The organism is Phycisphaeraceae bacterium (assembly GCA_040222855.1).
Classification (GTDB): Bacteria; Planctomycetota; Phycisphaerae; order Phycisphaerales; family Phycisphaeraceae; genus Mucisphaera.
In genome coordinates, this window is the sequence record JAVKCD010000019.1 from 234,127 (window position 1) to 255,117 (window position 20,991).

The window sequence follows — 20,991 nt, forward strand, 5'->3', positions numbered from 1 at the left end:
CTCTCGTTGAAACAGGTCTCGATGAAATGATATGCATCAACGATATCTGTATCAACAAGTATCGGCTGCACTTCGCTCAAGCCCCGTGATTCGTATGCTGCTCGGATGAGTGAGCCACCCGCCGCCACCGCCCCCCTGCCGCCCCGCGAGCCGATGATCGCCTTCGAGGCGAGTTATCGCGGCAAAGTCCGCGATCTCTATCGGGTTCAGCTGACCGATGGACGGCGAGCGGTGATGCTGGTCGCGACCGACCGCCTCTCGGCGTTCGATGTCGTCCTTCCCGATCCGATCCCCGGACGCGGGATCATCCTGACGCAACTCACACGCTTCTGGCTCAACAAAATCGAACGCGAACTCGATGACGCCCCCGACCATCACCTGCTCACCACCGATCCAAACGATGTCGAGGGTCTTAGCACAGACGACGCCGAGAAACTCCGTGGCCGCGTGACCCTCGGTCGCCCCTGCCGGACGATCCCGATCGAGTGCGTCGCCCGAGGCTATCTCGCCGGCTCGGGCTGGAAGAGTTATCAGCACGACCGGACCGTCTGTGGCGTGACACTCCCCGACGGCCTCCGCCTGGGTGATCGTCTGCCCGAACCGATCTTCACGCCCGCCACCAAAGCGGAGACCGGCCACGATGAGAACATCAGTTTCGATCAGGCCGTTGAAATCGTGGGCGGCGAGCGTGCAACTTGGCTGCGCGACACCACCCTGAACCTCTACCGTTTTATCGCTGCACACGCGGAGGCCCGCGGCCTCCTGCTGGCGGACACCAAGTTCGAGTTCGGCCTGCCACTGGATGAGCAGGACCATCCGATCGAGTCGGCGACGCCCATCCTGATCGATGAGGTCGCCACGCCCGACAGCTCGCGCTACTGGCCGGCGCAGGGCCACGAGCCGGGTCGTGAACCGGCGAGCTTCGACAAGCAGATTGTTCGCAATGCACTGGAAGCGATCGCCGCGCGGGGTGAATGGAACAAGACCCACCCCGGGCCACGACTGCCGAGCGACGTACTCGACCAGACCGCCCAGCAGTACCGGCTCGTCTACGAACGACTGACCGGCTCAACAGCCCCCGCCTGAGTCGTTGGGGGCATCAACCGCCCAGATTCTCATATTCAGCAGACCTCAAGGCCGTTCGGCATGAAGTCCGAAATCATGATTGTGACCTGAGGCGAGCGCGGGTATGCTTGCTCTTCCTGACCAGCACGGGCTGGATGACCTCGGGGTGTAGCTCAGCTTGGTAGAGCGCTTCGTTCGGGACGAAGAGGCCGCAGGTTCAAATCCTGTCACCCCGATTCACGTCTGATTCACCCCCGCGACATCTGTATTCGCCAGAAACCAAGCCCCACAATCGCGTACACCCCGACCGGCTCGGGAAGATTCGTCGGCGACCCGACGCCGAAGCTCATGGCGAGTTGTGACAGGTCGATCAGATCCACCAGGCCATCGGCGTTGAAATCGGCATCAGCCCAGCCATCAGCCGAGCCACCAAACCCACTCGCCAGGATGCTCAGGTCGATCAGGTCCACCGCCAGGTCGAGGTTGGCGTCGCCGCGTGCGCTCCCGGCGAGCACCAGCCACGCGTCCACGTCCGCCGAAGTCACCAGCCCGCTGCTATTGAGGTCGAGCAACGGGTTCGCCGAGCCAAACCCCGCCGCGATCAGGTCGATGTCCGCCGCGGTGAGCAGGCCGTCACCATCGATGTCGCCGGGCAGCCCCAACGGGACGTAATCATCGATCCAGTCGAGGAACGCCGAGACGCGCGTCAGCCCGCTCAGGTCGCCATACCCGCTGAAGATGCCGTCGAACGACAGGCCGACCGACACCACACCCGCGACGTGGGGGACACCGTCGATGTCGATGTACCCCGGCCCGCCGGAGTCGCCGATCGCGCTGAGGCCTTCAAACGCCGTGGGCGTCCCCAGCCCCGTCGGATTCGACGCCGAGGTACCCGGCACCGGATCGAAATCCATGAACATCACCGAGGCCTGGTACGCCGAGAGATTAAACGGGCTCGCCGGCTCCCCGCCGAACACATCGACGGTGTTGGTGACCGCTGAGGGCACACCGTTGCTGTTGACCAGACCACCCGAAAAACCATTCCCAAACTGACCGTACCCGACGATCGTGATCTGCTCCCCAAGCTCCGCGCCATCATTCATAAACAGCGGCGCTGGCGTGATCCCGACCAACGGCGCATCCAGATGGATCAGCCCGATGTCGAGATTGAACGCCGACGCGAACGGGTTGAACCCCGGAAAAGGAATCCACGCGCTCGCCGAAGCGACGACCGGGGCGCCGTTGTCCCGATCGGTGAAGCTCAGGTCGATCGCCGTGATCGTCGGCGACGTCAGAGGGTGGGCCGCCGTCAGCACCCACTCAGGGTGAATCAGTACGCCGGAGGCCAGCGCGTTGCCCAGCGCAGGATTTGTGATGCTTAGCTGCCCGGCCGACTCATAACCCACCCCCGCCGCGAGCCCGCGGACATCGGCCAGTTGTAGGTCATGCCGGTAGGTCACCGCCATCGACGCCGGCGTGACGGTCAACACGGAACACAGAGCAAGGATCGACGACGCACGCATGTCTCTCTCCGCTCCAAAGACCCGGAATCAGTTGCCCGCAATAAAGTACTGCTCGAGCGTTTCACCACGGGTATCTAGCCAGCTATAAAGATCCGCGATCCCGCGGACATTCGTCGGGTCATCTCTGAAAACCTGATTAAACGAAAGAAAGCTCCCGCTTCCATCACCGTACGCCACATTCACACCCTTGCCCTTGTGCGCTCCGAGACTGTCATTGAACTGATGCTGACACCAGGACAGCGCCAAAGCCGCGTTGTCGCTGAATCGCAGTGAGCCGAAGTAAACATTCTTCTCGTTGACGCCCTGAGATGCCGCGTATCCCGACTTCTGCTCTTTCGATACCATCTCAGACCGGTTCGCATAGGTGCCAAGCCCCACCCGCTTGCCGGGATTGAACCCCAGCGTCCCCCAGTTCTGAGCGCCGAAGTTCTCATCCGCCTCCGTGACCTGCCTGGCCTCACCCGAGCCACCAAAGGCGCTGACCTCTGCGACCGCAGGCTCAGGACAGAAGAAAAACTCAAGGTCCCCGATGTACTGCTCCTCGTACAGAATTCCGTGCCCCGAAGGACCGCCCACGTTCCAGAGAAAGACGCCCCCAACCTGCGTACTCCCGGGAAGATCCCGGTCTGCTGAATAGACGTTCAATGTGTACCCCCCAAAGGTCACGTTATAAGTCCGTGGCTGAGTATCCAGTGGCGGCACCGTCGCCACAAACATTTTATCGTTGTAGTCCACCGCATAAGCATTTCGTGCGATCGCAACCTGCCGCTGATTCGACAGGCACTGAATCGACCGCGCACTGTCACGCGCCGCGCCCAACGCCGGCAGCAGAATCCCGATCAACAGGGCGATGATCGAGATCACCACCAGCAGTTCGATCAGTGTGAAGCCTCGGCCAACATGAGATCGATGGTCCATGACAGAGTCCTTGCCGTCTGGGTAATTACAGACAGTCATCATGCCCGCCGACGCAACGCGGCCAGCACACCGAGCCCGAGCAAGGTCACCCCCGCTGGTTCCGGAGCCGCGGCCGTCGAGCCGAAGTTGCTCGCCAGCGTCGAGAGATCGATCAGATCAACCGCGCCATCGAGATTAAAGTCCCCCTGATCCCAGAACGCGCCGGAAGTTGTGCCGAAGTTCGACGCCAGCGTCGAGAGATCAATCAGATCAACCGAGAAATCCAAGTTCGCGTCCCCGCCGAACGTCCCGTAGGCATCGGTCACCCACAGCAACGCGTCCTCCACCGTGATATCCCCATCCGTGTTGAAGTCATCCTCGCCCAGCGGATCATTCCCAATGATCGAAACCATGTACTGCAGATCACTCAACCCTAGCGAAGAGCTGGCGTCAAAGTCTCCCCGCTGGAGGCTTGTCACCGTCTCACCCGCGAGGAGCGGCCGGCCATGCTCAGTCTCATACGCCCACTGCGTAATGATGAACTCGCCCAGACCGTTGCCGGTCGGCGGAGTGTTGATCTGGAACTCGATCCAGCCATAGCGAAGCATCCGATTGCCGAACGCATCATTTTCGCCCTGGAAAGACACTCCGATCTTCGCCGTCAGTGACTCACCATCCGGAACATAGAACTCACCGGTCTGCTCACCTCGCAGCGCCAGAGTCCCACGGAAGTCCGTACCAATAGTCCCGACCGTCAGCGGGCTGATCGCGTCGCCATTCTCCAACTTCGACACCATCGGGTAGGTCTCGGTCTGCTCGCTGCTCGTGCCAGCAAAATACGTAACTTCCTCGACCGTACCGTTGAGCACGACGGTTCCAGGAAAGCCCCGAATCGCGACGCTGTAATAGGTCGAAAAATCGGGCGCAAACCAGTGATTGACAAATACATCCCAAGGTGGCGTACCCCCCAACTCAGGATCGAAGAGCGGGAAGCCATCCATCTCGAGCTGCTGGGTGAAGCCGGGCATCACCGCGATCGGCTCTTCAAGCACCACATGATCGATCTCGGCAAATGTCGATCCAGCACCGAGCGCAGTAGCCAAAACCACGCCCAAAAACACAGAAGGACGCATCAACATGATGAGGGTTCTCCAGACCCGGTCACCCGCACACACGGCTCCGGGTTTCTAGTGGATAGCAGGCCGAGAACGCTTACTACTTAGCGGCTCGTAGCACTGCGAGTATACCCCCGGATTGATGCCAATCCAGCGCATGACCTCATAACGATGACCCAGCCCGAATCTTATAGAAGAATGGGCGGTTCGATGGCATTCTCTCACTTACCGCTCTTGCCCGGGTTCAACCGCAACGTGGGCAGTCGAGCCAAAACCGCTCAGATTCCCTTCTGCTGGCCCTTGACCGGGAAACGAACGGGCGTCATTCTTAGCTACCCGCAGCAGCGACCTATCGTGCTGCGCCACCGCCTGCCCACCCCTTCGAAGAGGAGAAACCGACCATGTCCCATCGTGACAGCGATCACGCCCTGCAGAACCGCCTGATGACCTATTCCCTCGCCGCTGGTGCCTCGGCTCTTGGCCTTGCCGGTCAGAGCGCCGACGCTCAGATCGTCTACTCCGGCGTCCAGGACATCGCCATCAGCCAGTCCAGCTCGCAGGACCTCAACCTCGACGGCGACGCCTACAACGACATCCTGCTCAAGAACTACGTCTTCGGCGGGAACTACCAGGGAGCCACCGTCAACTTCTTCCCCGGCAAGGTCGTCGGCTTCTTCTCCGGTCTCGCTTACGCCAGCGCCCTCTCGGCAGGCGACCCGATCGACGCAGCCGCCACCGCAGGCGGTCCCTTCGCCGTCTCGCTGGCCTATGCCAACAACCCCAACTCGGAGTTCGACAACGCCACCAGCGCTTACATCGGCCTCGAGTTCCCGATCAACGCCACAAGCCACTTCGGCTGGATCCGCGTAACGATCGACAATGCCGCAGGCACCTTCGTCATCAACGACTGGGCCTACGAGAGCACCCCGGGCGCTGGCATCGCCGCCGGTGCCATCCCCGAGCCCGGTGCCCTTGGCCTGCTCGCCGCCGGTGCCTTGGGTCTGGCTGGCTACCGAGGTCGCCGCACGGCCTGATCAGGCTCGATAACCCTTGCTTTTCTGACACGGCCCCGGCTTCCCCCGGGGCCGTTGTCGTTTGTCGCTCAACCCTGCCGATGACCCTGACATGACCCACGACAAACCCCGCCGCGTCCTGCTGATCGGCTGGGACGCCGCCGACTGGCGCTTCGCCGATCCGCTGATCGAGCAAGGGCAGATGCCCACGCTCGCCAACCTCCGCGCTCGTGGGGCATGGGGCAAGATGGCCACCCTCCAGCCCATGCTCTCGCCGATGCTCTGGACCTCCATCGCCACCGGCAAGACCGCGCGCCACCACGGCATCTGCGGGTTCACCGAACCCATACCCGATGGCTCGGGCATCCGCCCGGTCTCCAGCGTCTCCCGTCAGTGCCAGGCCATCTGGAACATGCTCACGCAACGCGGCAAGCGATCCCACGTCGTCGGCTGGTACGCCTCTCACCCCGCCGAACCGATCCTCGGGACGATGGTCTCTAACCAGTTCGAGCTGCCCGTCGGCCCGCCCGACAAAGCCTGGCCAGCCCCGCCCGGTTCGATCCACCCCCCTGAACGCGCCGAGGAACTCAAGCAGCTCAGAGTTCACCCCGCTGAGATCACCGCCGAAGCAATCCTGCCTTTCGTGCCTGATGCCGCGCGTGACGCCCGGCGAGAGGGCAACCGCATCGGCAAGCTCCGCACGCTGCTGGCACAGACCGCCTCGATCCATACCATCGCCACCCACCTCATTCAGCAGGATGACTGGGACCTGATGGCGGTCTACTACGAAGGCATTGATCGCTTCGCCCACGAGTTCATGGAGTTCCACCCACCCCGAATGGACCACGTCAGCGACGACGACTTCCATGCCTACCAGCACGTCATGACCGGCGTCTACCGCTTTCACGACATGATGCTCCAGACCCTGCTGACCCTCGCTGGTGAGGACACCGCCGTCATCCTCATCAGCGACCATGGCTACCTCGATGACCAGCGTCGGCCGGACCCCGAGAAAGCAGGGCCTGTTGACTGGCACCGGCCCTTGGGCATCGCCACCATCACGGGATCGGGCATCCAATCCGGGGGGCGGCTCATGGGTCCGACCCTCCTCGACGTGACACCAACGATCCTCAGCCTGCTGGGCCTGCCGATCGGCCTGGACATGCCCGGACGCGCCTGGGCCGAAGCGATGACCCAAGCCCCGAAGACGGAACGCATCCTCACCTGGGAGAACCCAACCACCCCCGATGGCCGGCACCCAGCCGATATTGAAGAAGATTCAGAATCTGCCCGCGCAGCACTCCAGCAACTCATCGACCTTGGCTATGTAGAGGCACCCTCCGAGGACACCGAAACAACCGTCCGCGACACCCGGGCTCACAATGATCTGACACTTGCACGCTCCATGCTCAGCTCCGGCGACACCGCCGAGGCACTCGCGGTCATGGAAAGACTTCCTCAGTCTTTCCGCGACGACCCCGGGATCCGCAGCGCCATCGCCCAATCACGACTCTTGTTAGGTGACCTCAAGGGCTGCAGAACAGAACTCGATGCGATGGCCAATGACCCCGACGCCACCGCAAGACGTGAACTACTCCTTGGCGCGATCGCCCTGCGCGAAGCCGACAAGCCACTAGCCCTAAAGCACTACGAAGCCGCCTTGTCAGCACAACCCGACGATGCCGCCCTGCTGAATCGCCTCGCTGGCCTTCACCTTCTGCTCGATCAACTCGACCGTGCTGAGACACTCTATCGCCTGGTCGTTGAGCTGATGCCCGAGGACGCCACCGCCTGGGACGGTCTGGCCGAAACACTCCTTCGCCTGGATCGCCCTGCAGAAGCACTCGAAGCGGCTCTCGAAGCCGTTGGCCTCGCCTTCGGGCTCGCCCGCGCCCACCTCCGACTGAGTAAAGCCCTGTTCGCCGTCGGCGACCCGGAGCGCGCCGCCGAAGCCGTCGAGGCCTGCCTGCTCCGCTCACACGGTTTTGTTGCCGCCCATCAGCACGCTGCCAAGGTCTACGAACAACTGAATCAGCCAGAGAAGGTCTCCGAGCAAGAAAGGCTCACCACGGAGGCCAAGATCGCCCAGTCCCGATCGGCCAGAAGCTGATCTGATCGAGCTTTCTGATCATCCCGAGCCATCGCTGATCCATCGCCGAACACCCAGGGGAACCACAGACTCCCTCGCCACCAGCCACTATCATCGCGGCATGACCACCACACCCACCACCACCCATACGCTCAGCGTCTTTGAGACCGCCCGAGATACCAAAGACCCGATTGCCCCCGCCAGCCAACGCCCCTTTCAAACCCAACGCCCCGAGGCCTTGATCGATATCTCCATCGACCCAAGCCAGCGGTTCCAACCGATCATCGGCTTTGGCGGGGCACTCACCGAAGCCTCCGCCATCAACTACCAGTTGATGACACCCGACAACCGCGAAGCCTTTCTCAAGCATTATTTTTCCTCGACCGAAGGCCACGGCTACACCCTCTGCCGAACCCACATCCATGCCTGCGACTTCTCCCGCGGCCACTACACCTACGTCGATGATGGCGACACCTCCCTCAACTCCTTCTCCCTCGACGCCGACCGGCAAACCCTTCTTCCCTTCATCCACGACGCCATCGCCGCCAGCGACCGCCCCATCAGCTTCCTCGCCTCACCCTGGAGCCCGCCTCCGTGGATGAAAACCACCGGCCGCATGGTCCGAGGCGGAAAACTCCTCCCCGAACACCGCCAGACCTGGGCCGACTACTACGTCCGCTACATCAACGCCATGCGCGATGAAGGCATCGACATCTGGGGCGTCACCGTCCAGAACGAGCCCGACGCCGAGCAAACCTGGGAATCCTGCATCTACACCGCCGAAGACGAACGCGACTTCGTCCGCGATCACCTCGGACCGACCCTCGAAAAAGCCGGCCTTGGCGACATCAAGATCATCATCTGGGACCACAACCGCGACCGACTCTTCGACCGCGCCTCGGTTGTCTACGACGACCCGCAAGCCAGCCACTACACCTGGGGCGCCGGCTTCCATTGGTACTGCGGAGACTTCTTCGAGAACCTCACCCGCACCCACGACGCCTACCCCGACAAGCACCTGATCTTCACCGAAGGCTGCCAGGAAGGCGGACCCCACGACGGCTCCTGGGCCACCGGCGAACGCTACGCCCGCTCCATCATCAACGACCTCAACCGCTGGACCGAGGGCTGGATCGACTGGAACCTCCTCCTCGACGAGACCGGCGGCCCGAATCACGTCAACAACCTTTGCTCCGCCCCCATCCTCTACGACCGCCCCACCGGCGTCATGAAGCTCCAGAGCTCCTACCACTACCTGGGCCACTTCGCCCGCTTCATCCAGCCCGGCGCGACCCGCATCGGCTGCAACCCCAGCCACGCCGACCTCCCCGCCACTGCCGTCGAGAACCCCGACGGCTCCCTGGCCGTCGTCATCCTCAACACCGGCGAATACGCCCTGAGCTACCGCTTGGAACTCGATGGCCGCTTCGCTGCTGGCTCAGTCCCCGCCCACGGCATCCAGACGCTCACCACACCAGCCAGCTAAACGCCCAGAGCCTTCCAACCTCTCCATCCTGACAAATAACCGGGCTGGCCATGAAACAAAAATGTTTGTTTCATGGCCAAGTTTATCTTGTTTTACATTGACATCAGCGATTGTGATGTCATTATTTCATCTGGTTCCAGCTTGTTTCTGATTTTGTTTCGTACCGTTTCCCGTTTGGATCACTCATGGCCACTGTCCGCGACATCGCGAGTTCCCTTGGCGTTTCGCCGGCGACGGTGTCGCGGTCGCTGAATAACGCGCCGGAGGTCAGTGACAAGCTCAAGCGGCGGGTGATCGATGAGGCCAAGCGGATCGGGTACGTCGCCAGCCGGAGGACGCGGACGCGCACGGGGACCGTGGGGCTGATGTTTGTGAATGAGACGTCGGGGCCGATGTTCTCGGGGTACGACGCGATCATCTGGTCGGGCGTGGCCCGGGCGGCGGCGGCGGCGGGGTACGCGGTGTCGGTGTTCGACCCGCGCCAGCGGCGCGAGAACGAGTCCCTCGACAGCCTGGCGACGCGGCTGCACCTCGACGGGCTCTTGGTGCGCAACGACTGGCACTCGCGCGAGTTTGTGCGCGAGATCGCCGAGACCGGGATGCCATCGGTGGTCATCGCGGATCGGTTTGAGGACAAGTCGGTCAACTACGTCTGCTGCAACTCTTACGCGCCGACGCGGCAGGCGATCGAGCATCTGCTTCACCTCGGGCACCGGCGGATCGCGCTGTGCCATCACGTTCTGGTGGACACCGATCACCGCGACCGCATCGACGCATACGAGGCCGCGATGACCGACGCGGGGTTCGGGCCGGAAGAACAGATGCGCATCGCCATCCGCGCTGATGTTGACGGGGGTGGGGCGGCGCTGAGCCGGTTCCTGGCGATGCCGGACCCGCCTACGGCGATTTTCTTCACCGACCCCCCCGCCACCGTCGGGGCGCTGCGTCGAGCGGTGGAGCTTGGGCTGAGTGTTCCCGAGGACCTTTCGATCATTGGGGTGGACGACGAGGACCTGCGGCGGATGACGCACCCGGTCTATACCGCGGTGTGCCAGGACGCCGCGGAGATCGGCTATCAGGCGGCGCGGTGGCTGTGCCGGGCGCTGTCCGGGACCACCAGCTCGACCGAATCCGACGCCCGACTGCACCTTGAGCTGGACGCTGTGCTGGAGATCAACAAATCCACCGCGGCCCCGCCAGCGCGGGCGCTGCGGATGTCCCCCAACGGCCATCGCATCGAAAACCATGCATAAAGTCGGTCTGAATCGCTTTGACTCGCTTTTCATCATCAGGATCGGAGCACCCCATGCTGCCCGTCACCACAACCAGAGTCCCACGCCCCACGGCGTTCACGCTCATCGAACTGCTGGTCGTCATCTCGATCATCGCGCTGCTGATCGGCATCCTGCTGCCAGCGCTGGGTGCGGCGCGGAACACGGCGCGAAATGCGTCTTGCGCCTCGAATCTCCGTCAGCAGGTTCTGGCGATTGTTTCGTTTGCGACTGACAATAACGATCAACTGCCTCTGGCCAAGAACTATCCGGCAAGCATTAACGGCAAGGAAACCTCGATTTCGGGTGTGACCGAGACGGTGGATGTATACCAGCAGAATCTGCTGACGCCCTATGTCGGCGGGTCGGATGCTCAGGATGATTTTTCGGAGATTTTTGTTTGCCCGTCGATTGACGGCGGGGCGAGCCGTGAGTGGCTTCGTGAACTCGAACCGCAGCGGCATACTCACTACCGCTACAACACTTTCAGCGCCTATTGGTGGCCTTCGCTGATCAATCAGGTTCTTGTCAGTTCGAATCTTTCGACACCCACTTCCGCCTCTGAGGCGGTGATTCAGTACGACGTGGTGTGGCCGGATTGGCCAGCGGAGGATCATGCCCACGCTCAAGGCGGGGCGGGCATCAATGTGGGCTATCTCGATGGGCACGTCAGCGGCGTCGCGAGCGAGGCGTATTTGGAGCAGAGTGATCTTGGCAAGGCATTCGCGGAACAGGTCAATCCGTTCCTGACGGATGGTTGGCCGTACCCGCCGAGCAACTGAGGTCACTCCAGGGAGACTGATGCGGATCATGAGCACGACGAGCTCCATATTGACCACGCTGGTGCCTGCGACGCTTGTTGCGGGGGTGGTGATGGTGTCGTCGTTGGCGGGTGGGGTGTGCGCGCAGGTGGGATCGGGGGTTATGCCGCTGCGGTATGACGATGCGACGGCGCGGTTTGTGGATGAGCGGGGGCGGGGGATGATTTTGCGGGGGGTGAATCTGGGGAACTGGTTTTTGCTGGAGCCTTGGATGCTGGGGCTGGATTCGTCGGCGTACCGGGATCAGCACGACATTCTGATGACGCTTGAGTCGCGGTTCGGGGCGGTGGCGGCGGAGTCGTTGCTGGATACGTATCGTGCTAACTGGATTACGGAGAGGGAGTTAGCTCAGGCCAAGGCGTTTGGGTTCAATGTTGTCAGGCTGCCGTTCCATTACAGTTTGGTGCTGGATTACGAGCGTCCCTACGGGATGCGGGAGGATGCGTTCCGGTGGCTGGACCACGCGATTAAGCTCTGTGAGGATCAGGGTTTGTATGTGATTCTGGACCTGCACGGGGCACCGGGCGGGCAGAGCCATGACATGCCGTCGGGTCGGGTGGGTGAGAACGCGTTGTGGACGGATGAGGTAGCGCAGCGGCAGATGGTGGCGCTCTGGCGGGCGGTGGCGGAGCGTTACGCGGGGCGGGCTTCGGTGGTGGGGTATGACCTGGTGAATGAGCCGTGGGGGGATTTTCAGCAGGACCTGCGTGAGGATATCGTCAGGCTGGTCAACAGGTTGCATGATGCGGTGCGAGAGGTGGACCCGGAGACGGTGATCTATGCGCCGGGGCTGCTTAACGGGGTGCTGTTTTATGGCGACCCGCGGGAGCGGGGGTGGACGAACACGGGCTACACGATCCACACGTATCCGGGGCTTTTTGGGAATGGCGAGCCGACGCTGGCGACGCATCAGCAGTTTTTAGAGAAGGAGATGCCGGCGTTGGCGGCGGCTGTGGCACGGGTTCGTGTGCCGGTGCTGGTGGGTGAGTTCAACCCAGTGTTTGCGGAGGTGGATCGTCCGGCGATGCTGCGGCGTCATTTCGATGTGTTTGCCGAGTTGGGCTGGCACGCGACGGTGTGGTCGCTGCGTAAGATCAATCCTGAGGGTGGTTTAGGGGCGAGTGACTGGTGTCTGCTGACGAACGCTGAGCCCTTCCGGCTGCCTGATCCTGCGACCGCGACGGCGGTGGAACTGGACGAGGCGTTTGAGCAACTTGGGCGTCAGCGGCTGGCGGTGGACCCGTATCTTGTTGCTGAGCCGTTGGTTGCGGCGTATGACGATGGGAATCGAGAGGCTGTGGCGGAGGCGGCCTGGCCGTCGGACGCAGCGCCTGCGGGGTGGTCGATGACGGCGGTGGGGAATGGGGCGAAGGCAGGTCTTGGCGTCGATGGCGAGGGTAAGTCTTTTACTGTTCACGCTTTGGGTCAGGACATCTGGGGCGGTTCGGATGCGTTTGCGTATCTGAGTCGTCCTGTGGCGGGGCTGGATGAGGTGTCGGTGGTGGTGGAGGGGTTTGATTCGCCGGGGCGTTACGGGAAGGCGGGGGTGATGCTACGGGGGTCGGAGGGGGTGGACGCGGCGCATGTGCTGGTGCATATCTTCCGTGATGGCAGGGTGTTGCTGGCGCAGCGGGATCGTGATGGCGGTCCGACGCGGGAGCAAGTGGTTGGTTTTGGGGGGATGCCGGTGGGTCTGGCGGTTCGGCGGGATGGGGAGCGGGTGAGCTGGCGGGTGGGGTATCCCGAGACGGGGTGGGGTGCGTGGCAAGTGGTTGATGGGGAAGGATTTGCGGCGGATGCGCGGATTGGGGTGGCGGTGTCGTCGAACGCGGAGGCGGGTCGGGCGGCCTTGCGGGCGCGGTTTGGCGATGAGCTGGGGTCGGGGGCGCCGGCTGGGGAACGGGTTGACCTGGGATCGGGTTCGTGGGGGTCTTGGGGTGAGGGTTTTGAGTTTTTAAGTGATTCTGATTCTTTAGTTTACCGTCCTGATGGGGGTGGTGCGGGGATGTTCCGGGATGTGTCGGGTCTGGGTGAGGGTGTGGTGACTTTACGGATGGGGTTGCGAGGGCTGGAGGGTTTGACGGGTGAGGGGACGGTCGAGTTGCGGCTGGAGTCGGTGGGTGAGGAGGGTCGATTGCTGCGGATTTCGAGTCGGAACTACGCGGTTTCGGACCTGAAAGCGGCCGCGGTCGTCAATCAAACGTGGTTAACGGGGCCTCAACGACGCGACACTGTGCGCGCGCTGGTGGTGGTGGACGGCGTGACGGGCGTTGCGGGGGCACCGGGGGCGCGGCTGATTTTTGAGAATCCGGAGCTTGTTTGGTCGCCGGCGCGTGGCTGGTGACTATGGTTCATCCAGGAGGAGAACCCTGTCTTGTTTTAAGGATGCCATTCGGCACGAGTCACTCTTGAAAGGGAGGAACGGATCATGATGAAGACGACAGTTGGAACGGCGATGGTGTTGGGTGCGGCGCTGGCGATGCCGGCGTCGGGCCAGGAGTTGTTGACGAACCCGACGTTTGACGGCCCGCCTGTGGGCGATGGTTGGGGTTCGTTTGGCGCGGCGGGATTTCATAGTTTCTTCGGTCCCAATGGTCACGCGAGTCTGTTTGCGGACAACGCCGGGAACTTTGGTGGCGTGTTCCAGACGGGGATTGCCGGCAGCGAGGGCACGGAGTATCTGTTTGAGTTGCTGGACGTGCGGATCGAGTCGAGCTTTGACGCGAGTCTTCGGTTCGGCCTTGAGTATTACGACGGTGCGGACAGCAGCAAGCTGGGCGAGACGATCGTGTCGATTGACACGTCAACGACGGGTGATGGGCTGAGTTTTTCGATGACGGGTACGGCTGTGCCGGGCACGGTGTTCGTGCGGCCGATCGTGTTGTTTGACAACGTCAATCCTGGGTATGCCGGTCAGGGGCAGGCGAATGTGTTTGTGTTTGATTCGTCGCTGACGGTGGTGCCTACGCCTACGGCTCTGAGTGCGTTGGTGGTGATGGCTGGTCTGATGCTGCGTCGGACGCGGATGGCGTGATGATGATCTGATGCGATCGGGGCGTTAGCGCGTCCCGATCGTTTTTTGACTGTTTTTTGATCTGCTTACCGGCTTGCCTGGAGGATTTCGAGATGACTGGACGCCTGCTTACCGTTGCTCTGCTTGCTGCCGGGCTTGCTTCGCCTGCTTTGGCGCGGACGAACTTGCTCGTGAACCCGACGCTGGATGGCCCGCCAGCGGGTGATGGGTGGGGTGTGTTTGGCGCGGCGGATTTCAACAGCTTCTTTGGCGCGAACGTGCACATCAGTCTGTACGCGGACTTCGTGGGCAATGAGGGTGCTGCTTTTCAGCTGGGCATCCCGGGTATGGCGGGGGCGTCGTACACGTTTGAGCTGCTGGACACGCGGGTGGAGAGTAGCTGGGACGCGGACCTGATCGTGGGTCTGGAGTATTACGGGGCGGACGACACGACGAAGCTGGGTGAGTCGGTGGAGATTGTTGACACGTCGTCTTTGGCTGCGGTGGACGGTAACTTTTTCAGCGTGTCGGGGACGGCGGTCCCGGGGACATCGTTTGTGCGGCCGATTGTTCGTTTTGACAACGTGAACTTCGGTTATGCGGGTCAGTCGCAGGCGAATACGTTTGTGTTTGATACTTATCTGTCGGAGACGCCTGGGGCTGGGGGTGAGTTGCTGCGGAACCCGGGGTTCGGTGGTGATGGCGGGCCGGTGGGTCATGCGTGGAGCCAGTTTGGCAACACGGGTTACAACGACTTTTTTGGCGGGAATGCGCACCTGAGTTTGTTCGGCGATTTTGTTGGTAATGAAGGGTTTGCGTGGCAGTCGAAGATTGAGGGTGAGGCGGGGACGGAGTATCGGTTTGAGTTGGCGGATGTTCGTATCGAGGACAACTGGGACGCGGACCTGTTTTTCGGTCTTGAGTACTACGATGCGGATGACGGCATCAAGCTGGGTGAGACGATTGTTGAGGCCGATACGTCGATCACGGGCGATGGGCTGAGTTTTGATATGACGGGCACGGCGGTGGCGGGCACGGCGTTTGTGCGGCCTGTGGTGTATTTCAACAACGTGAACTTTGGTTATGCGGGCCAGTCACAGGCGGCGGCGTTTGTTTTCGAGACGAGCCTGACCGAGGCGCTGGGATTCCTGCTGGGTGATACGAACGAGGACGGGACTATTGATGCGGACGACATCGATTTCCTGTTTGCCAATCTCGGATCGGCGGCCACGGTGTTTGATGTGGCGGAGAATGGCGGGAGTGCGGACAGCTCGGATGTGGACGCGTTGGTGCTGGGCGTGCTGGACACGTTCTATGGGGATGCGAATCTCGATGGGATGGTGGACCTGATTGATCTGTCGGCGCTGGCGAGCGGCTTTGATGGGGCTGCTGGCTGGGCGGGCGGTGATTTTTCGGGTGATGGGCTGGTGAACCTGGTCGATCTGTCGCTGCTGGCGACGAATTTTGGTTCGGCTCGGGCGGTACCGGAGCCAGCGGCGGCGGTGCTGCTGGGTGTGGGAGCGTTGGCGCTGCGGCGTCGAGTCTGAGATTATTCTTCAGTAAGTGAGACGTTCATATGGGTTTGTTTGACCCTACCTCCTCCTTGTGGCTCCGGGCGTTAGCGCTCGGGGCCATCTTGTTGCCTGGTGATGCGCTGGCGATCGGCCCGGTGCGGAGTTGGGTAACGCGTGGTGACCAGTCGTTGTTGCTGGCGGAGCAGACGCCGGTGTTTTTTGGTGCAAGTGGGTCGGCGCCGTTGACGGTGGTGGTCGATCCTGGGGTGACGTATCAGACGATGGAGGGGTTTGGTGCGGCGATGACGGATGCGTCGTCGATCATTTTGAATCAGCGGATGAGTTCGTCAGCGCGGGATGCGTTGATGACGGATTTGTTTTCGCCGGTGGACGGGATTGGGCTGAGTTATTTGAGGCTGCCGATGGGGGCATCGGATTTTTCGACGAGTCATTACACGTATCACGATCTGCCGGTGGGTCAGAGTGATGTGACGCTGGGGTCGTTTTCGATTGCGGCGGATGAGGTGGATCGGATTCCGTTGTTGCAGCAGGCGGAGGCTTTGAATCCGGGGTTGCAACTGATGGCGTCGCCTTGGTCGGCGCCGGCGTGGATGAAGAACAATCAGTCGCTGTATGGGGGTTCGCTGCGGTCGCAGTATTTCGGCGCTTATGCGTTGTACTTCAAGAAGTTTATTGAGGCGTATGGGGCGCATGGGTTGGAGATCGATACGCTGACGGTTCAGAACGAGCCGCTGCATAGCAACAGTAGTTATCCGACGATGTTGATGAGTACGTTTCAGCAGAGCACTTTTATCGGGGATCATTTGGGTCCGATGCTGGCTGGGAGTGGGATCGAGACGGGGATATTGGCTTATGACCACAACTGGGATGAGTGGAACTACCCGTTGGTGGTGATGAATGATCCGGAGGCGGACCCGTTTATTGTCGGTGCGGCGTTTCACGGTTATGCGGGGGTGGTGGAGAATCAGTCGTTGTTGCAGGGGTTTCGGCCGGACAAGGGGATTTACTTCACGGAGATCTCGGGGGGTGATTTTGCGCCGAACTTCAATAACAACCTGATCTGGAACTTTGACAATCTGATCATCGGGGCGACGCGGAACTGGTCGAAGACGGTGATCATGTGGAATCTGGCGTTGGATGAGGATCATGGCCCGCATCTGGGGGGTTGCAGTGATTGTCGGGGTGTGGTGACGGTGGATTCGGAGACGGGTGAGGTGACGCGGGAGGTTGAGTATTACTCGTTGGCGCACGCGAGTAAGTTTGTGCAGCCGGGTGCGGTGCGGATTGATTCGACGACGTTTGAGGGTCAGTTGGAGACGGTGGCGTTTATGAATCCGGATGGGTCGGAGGTGTTGATTGCGATGAACCCGACGCAGTCGACGAAGAGTTTTGTGGTGGAGCGAGATGGTCAGGTGTTTACGTACAGTCTGGCGCGGCGGTCGGTGACGACGCTGACATGGTCGCCTTTTGAGGGGCTGATCGTGGGGGATGTGAATCTGGATGGGGTGGTGGATGATCTGGATATTGATGAGTTATTTGCATCGCTGGGGAGCGCGGAGGGTCGGTTTGATGTGGAGGGAGATGGCGGGTTGGCGGACGAGGGGGATGTGGATGTGCTGATTGAAGATGTATTGGGGACGCGTCGTGGGGATGCGAATCTGGATTTGCGGGTGGATTTGATTGATCTGTCGCTCTTGGCGGTGAACTTCCAGACGTTTGGTCCGTGGGCGGAGGGGGATTTTTCGGGTGATGGGATCGTGAATCTGGTGGACTTGTCGTTGCTGGCGGCGAACTTTGGGTATGTGGGTCAGGCGGTGCCGGAGCCGGTGGTGGCGGGGTGGCTGGTTGGGTTGGTGGTGATGGGGCGGCGGCGCGCGTCGTAAGCGCAGGATTTTATCGACGGTGATTGTTGGTGGCCACTGCGATATCGGGTTGTTGCACATAGCACGCCTATGGCGTGCAATGTGGCACCCGGCGATGGTGTAGCTGCGGTAATCTATCGGCGTTGGGAAGCGATGGGGATGGTGGTTTGATGGGGGAGGGACGGGAAGGTGATGGTTTGTTCGCCGTGGCCGGAGAGGTCGGGGAGGATGAGTTTGAAGCCGTTGGGGGGTGTGGCGTCGCCGGCGGCGGAGAAGTGGAGGGTGTCGCCTTGGCGAACGAGGTTGTAGGCGATGTGTCCGTAGCGGGTGGGTGCGTTGTGGACGCGGACGCCTGGGGCGTCGAGCCATTCGGGTTTGAGTCCGAGTCCGAGGAGGAGGGTGTTGTTGGGTTCGTCTTCGGTGACGAAGATGGCGCGGGCGGCGTTGACGAAGCCGGCGCCGACCCAGGTGTGGGGCATGTCGCCTATGAAGCGGGGTGCGCGGTCGTCGCGGTAGGCGATCTCGGCCCAGTGGAGCCATCCGGCGGGGAGCTGGTCCTGTGCGAGCCAGTCGAACATGGCGTGGGCGCGTTGGCGGTGTCCGGTGCGGAGCATGGTGGTGATGACGCGGAGTTCGTAGGGGGTGTAGTCGAACCAATCGCGGTCGTCGGAGATGCGGAGGGCAAAGTCGTTCCAGTAGCGCTCGAAGGTGTTGGCGAGGAGTTGTTGGGGGAGGTCTTTGGTGAGTTCGCCGATGGAGATGGCGATGGCGGTGGAGGGCGGGTCGAAGTCGCCGAGTTCGACGCAGCCGGGGATGAAGTTGATGCCTTGCTCTTTGGCGGCCATCTCGATGGAGCGGACGAGGGCGGCTTTGTGGTCATCGGCGAGTTGCTGGAAGTGATTGGCGTCGTCGTGGAAGCCGAGTTGTCGGGCGATGGCTGCGGCGTCGTCGAATCCGCGGACGACGAAGACGTTGTCCCAGTAGCTGTGCATGGGTTTTTCGGAGTAGCCTTCGTGGCTGATGGATTCGGGGACGAGTCCTTCGTATGCGGTGCCGATGTATTGGGGGGTGAGTCGCTGGTTGCGGAGGTTTTCCATGTAGGCGACGCCAGCGCGGATGTGGTGGTAGTGCTCGCGGGCGAAGTCTTCATCGTGGGTGTGTTCGAGGAGGAGTCTGGCGAGGTAGATGAGTTGTCCGGTGGAGTCGTGTTCGTCGACGGGGTCGGGTCCGCGGTGGTCGACGACGCAGGGGACTTTGCCGTTGTCGTACTGATAGGGTGCGTACCAGGCGAAGTAGTCGGCGACGGCGTTGGCCTGGCCCATGTTGATGAGGGCTTTGCCGGTGAGTGCGCCATCGCGGATCCAGGAGCGTTGGTAGGTTCGTGAGCCGGGTTGGATTCGGACGCCGTCCATGTTGATGAGGATGTAGGCGAGTTGGGCGTTGAGGCTGTCGAGAATGAGCTTGGCTGAGGGGTGAGCCACCTCGAACATGGGTGGTCCGAGGAGGGTTTGCCATGCGGCAGCGTGGGCTTCGAGTCGTTTGTCGAAGGGTTGTTCGGCGAGGGCGAGCTTGATGGCTGAGGCGTCGGGCATGCGGGTCGGTGGGCCGAGGGGTGTGGCGATGATGATGTCGGTGTGGGCATCGGGGAGGAGTGATCTCTTGAAGGTCATGGCGGCGGAGGTGAAGCCTTGATCATCGTGAGCGGCGGTGTTGGCAGGGTAGGTGTCGGCGGCGATCCATTCGGAGGCGTCGCCGGCGGTGAGGTTGGCGGTGGCGAGTTTGTCGGGGTCGTTGATGGCGATGACGGGTGTTGTGTGGTTGATGAGGAGGGTATTTTGTTGTGGTCGGGTTTCGATGGTGTGGATGGGGCTGTGTCCGCCATCGAGGTTGAGGGTCTGCCAGGGCGGGAGGACCTGGAAGGGTCGGATGGCGATGGCGAGTGTGGCGTCGATGGTCTGGTTGGAGAGGTTGTGCCAGCGGTAGCGGGTGAGGAGGAGTTCCTGGCCGTCGATGACTTCGGCGAGGGGTGTGATGTCGAGTTGCATGTCGGTGTGGTGGCGCTTGACGGTGCTGATGGGGAGGTGATCGCGGGCGAGGGATTGGGTGTGGGTGGCGTCGGCCCAGGTGAGGAGGTTGTTGTTTCGGTGGATGAAGGGTTCGAGGGTGAAGGAGCCGATGTCGGGTTCGATGACGCCATGCTCGCTGATGAGGGCTTCGTGGTTGCTGGCGGGGTTGCCGGCGACGTTCCAGAAGACCTGGCGGTTTTCGAGGGTCATGGGCCAGTGACCGCGGGGCTGTTTGGCGGCGTAGGCTTTGAGCAGGGTGTTGGCGGGGTGCGCGGCTTCGACGGGGAGGAGTTGGATGGCAGCGAGGTTGACACCGGCGGCGCGGTGGGTGGCGTTGGTGGTGATGCGGAGGTGGCGTGCTTCGGACTCGGGTGCGAGGAAGGCGTCGGTCTCGCCGTTGCCTTGTTCGGTGGTGGCGAGGGTTTGCCAGGTGTTGGCGTCGCGGGAGGTTTCGAGGGTGTACTGGGTGGGGAATCGCTGGTCGTGCCAGTTGAGGAGGATGGCGGAGAACTCGCGGGGTTCGGAGAGGTCGAGGTTGATGGTGTGCTGGTCGCCTGGGGTGGTCAGTAGGTTGAGTTGGGTGGGGTCGGCGACGACGGAGGGTGTGCGGCGTTCGGGGGTGAGAGCGGTGCGTGAGGAGGCGATGAGTTTGAGGGGTCCGGTGGCGGGTGGTGGTGTGGCTTCGAGTTTGAGGTTGTCGATCCAGATGGTGCCTTTGCCGCCGGTGGAGGCGGTGACGACGATTTCTATTGCGCCGAGTTGGTCGTGGATTTTCTCGCTGCCTGCGGGCCCCCATGCGAAGGAGAAGTGGCGACGTTTGAGTCGGATGGTCTGGGAGGTGGTGGGGAAGTTGATGTTGCGACGGTTGACCCACCAGACGTTTTCGTAGGAGGTGTCGAGGAGTTTGACTTCGAGGGTGTTGGGTGGGATGTCGCCTTCGAGGTCGAAGCTGAGGGTGAAGTGTCCGGGGAGTTCGAGGGGCGGGTCGAAGGGGATCCTGGTGACGGCGTAGCCGGAGCCTGCGGCGAAGTTGACATCGACTCGGAGTCGGGTGTCGCCTGTGGCGGTGGTTTCGTAAGCGAGGGATTGTTCGACGCCGTCGGCGGGGTGTGCGGACCAGGGTTGGTCGGCACCGTCGAAGAGAGTGGTAGCGAGGGTGGGTAGGGTGAGGAGGAGCGAGAGGAGAGGCGCGAGGCGGAGAGGGAGGGGTCTTGGCACGGGTTGTCTCCGGAGTG

14 protein-coding genes and 1 tRNA gene are annotated in these 20,991 nt (G+C 61.9%); 11 read left to right on the top strand and 4 right to left on the bottom strand.

All coding sequences use genetic code 11. The features are described from left to right. The first annotated feature begins 105 nt into the window (after positions 1-105). On the top strand, positions 106-1,086 hold the full coding sequence (locus RIG82_06195; GenBank protein MEQ9460522.1) for a phosphoribosylaminoimidazolesuccinocarboxamide synthase: 981 nt from the start codon (positions 106-108) through the stop codon (positions 1,084-1,086). Between the two features lie 141 nt (positions 1,087-1,227). After that, positions 1,228-1,301: transfer RNA gene (locus RIG82_06200), tRNA-Pro, on the top strand. A gap of 12 nt (positions 1,302-1,313) precedes the next feature. On the opposite strand, the gene RIG82_06205 is transcribed toward RIG82_06200, so the two are convergent. From RIG82_06205 to RIG82_06215, 3 genes are read right to left on the bottom strand one after another with little or no spacing between them, the layout of a single operon-like run. After that, positions 1,314-2,588 (bottom strand): trypsin-like serine protease, encoded by a 1,275-nt coding sequence (locus RIG82_06205; protein MEQ9460523.1) that lies wholly within the window; start codon positions 2,586-2,588, stop codon positions 1,314-1,316. Between the two features lie 27 nt (positions 2,589-2,615). Beyond that, positions 2,616-3,506, bottom strand: a complete 891-nt coding sequence (locus RIG82_06210) for a prepilin-type N-terminal cleavage/methylation domain-containing protein (GenBank protein MEQ9460524.1) — start codon at positions 3,504-3,506, stop codon at positions 2,616-2,618. A 38-nt stretch (positions 3,507-3,544) separates the two neighbouring features. Further along, positions 3,545-4,624, bottom strand: coding sequence for a hypothetical protein (locus tag RIG82_06215; GenBank protein ID MEQ9460525.1), 1,080 nt, complete (start codon positions 4,622-4,624; stop codon positions 3,545-3,547). 377 nt (positions 4,625-5,001) lie between these two features. Here RIG82_06215 and RIG82_06220 point away from each other — a divergent pair, with 377 nt between their 5' ends. The 9 genes from RIG82_06220 (at position 5,002) to RIG82_06260 (ending at position 17,711) form a co-directional block, all read left to right on the top strand. Next, the gene (locus RIG82_06220; protein ID MEQ9460526.1) at positions 5,002-5,634 is read left to right on the top strand and encodes a hypothetical protein; all 633 of its coding nucleotides are present in this window, start codon (positions 5,002-5,004) and stop codon (positions 5,632-5,634) included. A 91-nt stretch (positions 5,635-5,725) separates the two neighbouring features. Next, positions 5,726-7,723, top strand: a complete 1,998-nt coding sequence (locus tag RIG82_06225) for an alkaline phosphatase family protein (GenBank protein MEQ9460527.1) — start codon at positions 5,726-5,728, stop codon at positions 7,721-7,723. A gap of 100 nt (positions 7,724-7,823) precedes the next feature. Further along, a complete protein-coding gene (locus tag RIG82_06230; protein MEQ9460528.1) occupies positions 7,824-9,188 on the top strand; it encodes a glycoside hydrolase family 30 protein in 1,365 nt (454 codons plus the stop codon). Positions 9,189-9,373: 185 nt separating this feature from the next. Then, positions 9,374-10,441, top strand: coding sequence for a LacI family DNA-binding transcriptional regulator (locus RIG82_06235; GenBank protein ID MEQ9460529.1), 1,068 nt, complete (start codon positions 9,374-9,376; stop codon positions 10,439-10,441). Between the two features lie 53 nt (positions 10,442-10,494). Next, positions 10,495-11,241, top strand: a complete 747-nt coding sequence (locus tag RIG82_06240; protein MEQ9460530.1) for a prepilin-type N-terminal cleavage/methylation domain-containing protein — start codon at positions 10,495-10,497, stop codon at positions 11,239-11,241. Between the two features lie 28 nt (positions 11,242-11,269). Continuing rightward, a complete protein-coding gene (locus tag RIG82_06245; protein ID MEQ9460531.1) occupies positions 11,270-13,624 on the top strand; it encodes a cellulase family glycosylhydrolase in 2,355 nt (784 codons plus the stop codon). 84 nt (positions 13,625-13,708) lie between these two features. Beyond that, complete coding sequence (locus RIG82_06250) at positions 13,709-14,314, top strand: hypothetical protein (protein MEQ9460532.1); 606 nt, start codon at positions 13,709-13,711, stop codon at positions 14,312-14,314. Positions 14,315-14,406: 92 nt separating this feature from the next. Beyond that, the gene (locus tag RIG82_06255) at positions 14,407-15,840 is read left to right on the top strand and encodes a hypothetical protein (protein ID MEQ9460533.1); all 1,434 of its coding nucleotides are present in this window, start codon (positions 14,407-14,409) and stop codon (positions 15,838-15,840) included. A 29-nt stretch (positions 15,841-15,869) separates the two neighbouring features. Beyond that, on the top strand, positions 15,870-17,711 hold the full coding sequence (locus tag RIG82_06260) for a glycoside hydrolase family 30 beta sandwich domain-containing protein (protein MEQ9460534.1): 1,842 nt from the start codon (positions 15,870-15,872) through the stop codon (positions 17,709-17,711). A 113-nt stretch (positions 17,712-17,824) separates the two neighbouring features. Here RIG82_06260 and RIG82_06265 read toward each other — a convergent pair whose 3' ends face one another. Beyond that, positions 17,825-20,974 carry a discoidin domain-containing protein gene (locus RIG82_06265; protein MEQ9460535.1) on the bottom strand — a complete coding sequence of 1,050 codons (3,150 nt, stop codon included), beginning with the start codon at positions 20,972-20,974 and terminating at the stop codon, positions 17,825-17,827. Between the last annotated feature and the right edge of the window lie 17 nt (positions 20,975-20,991).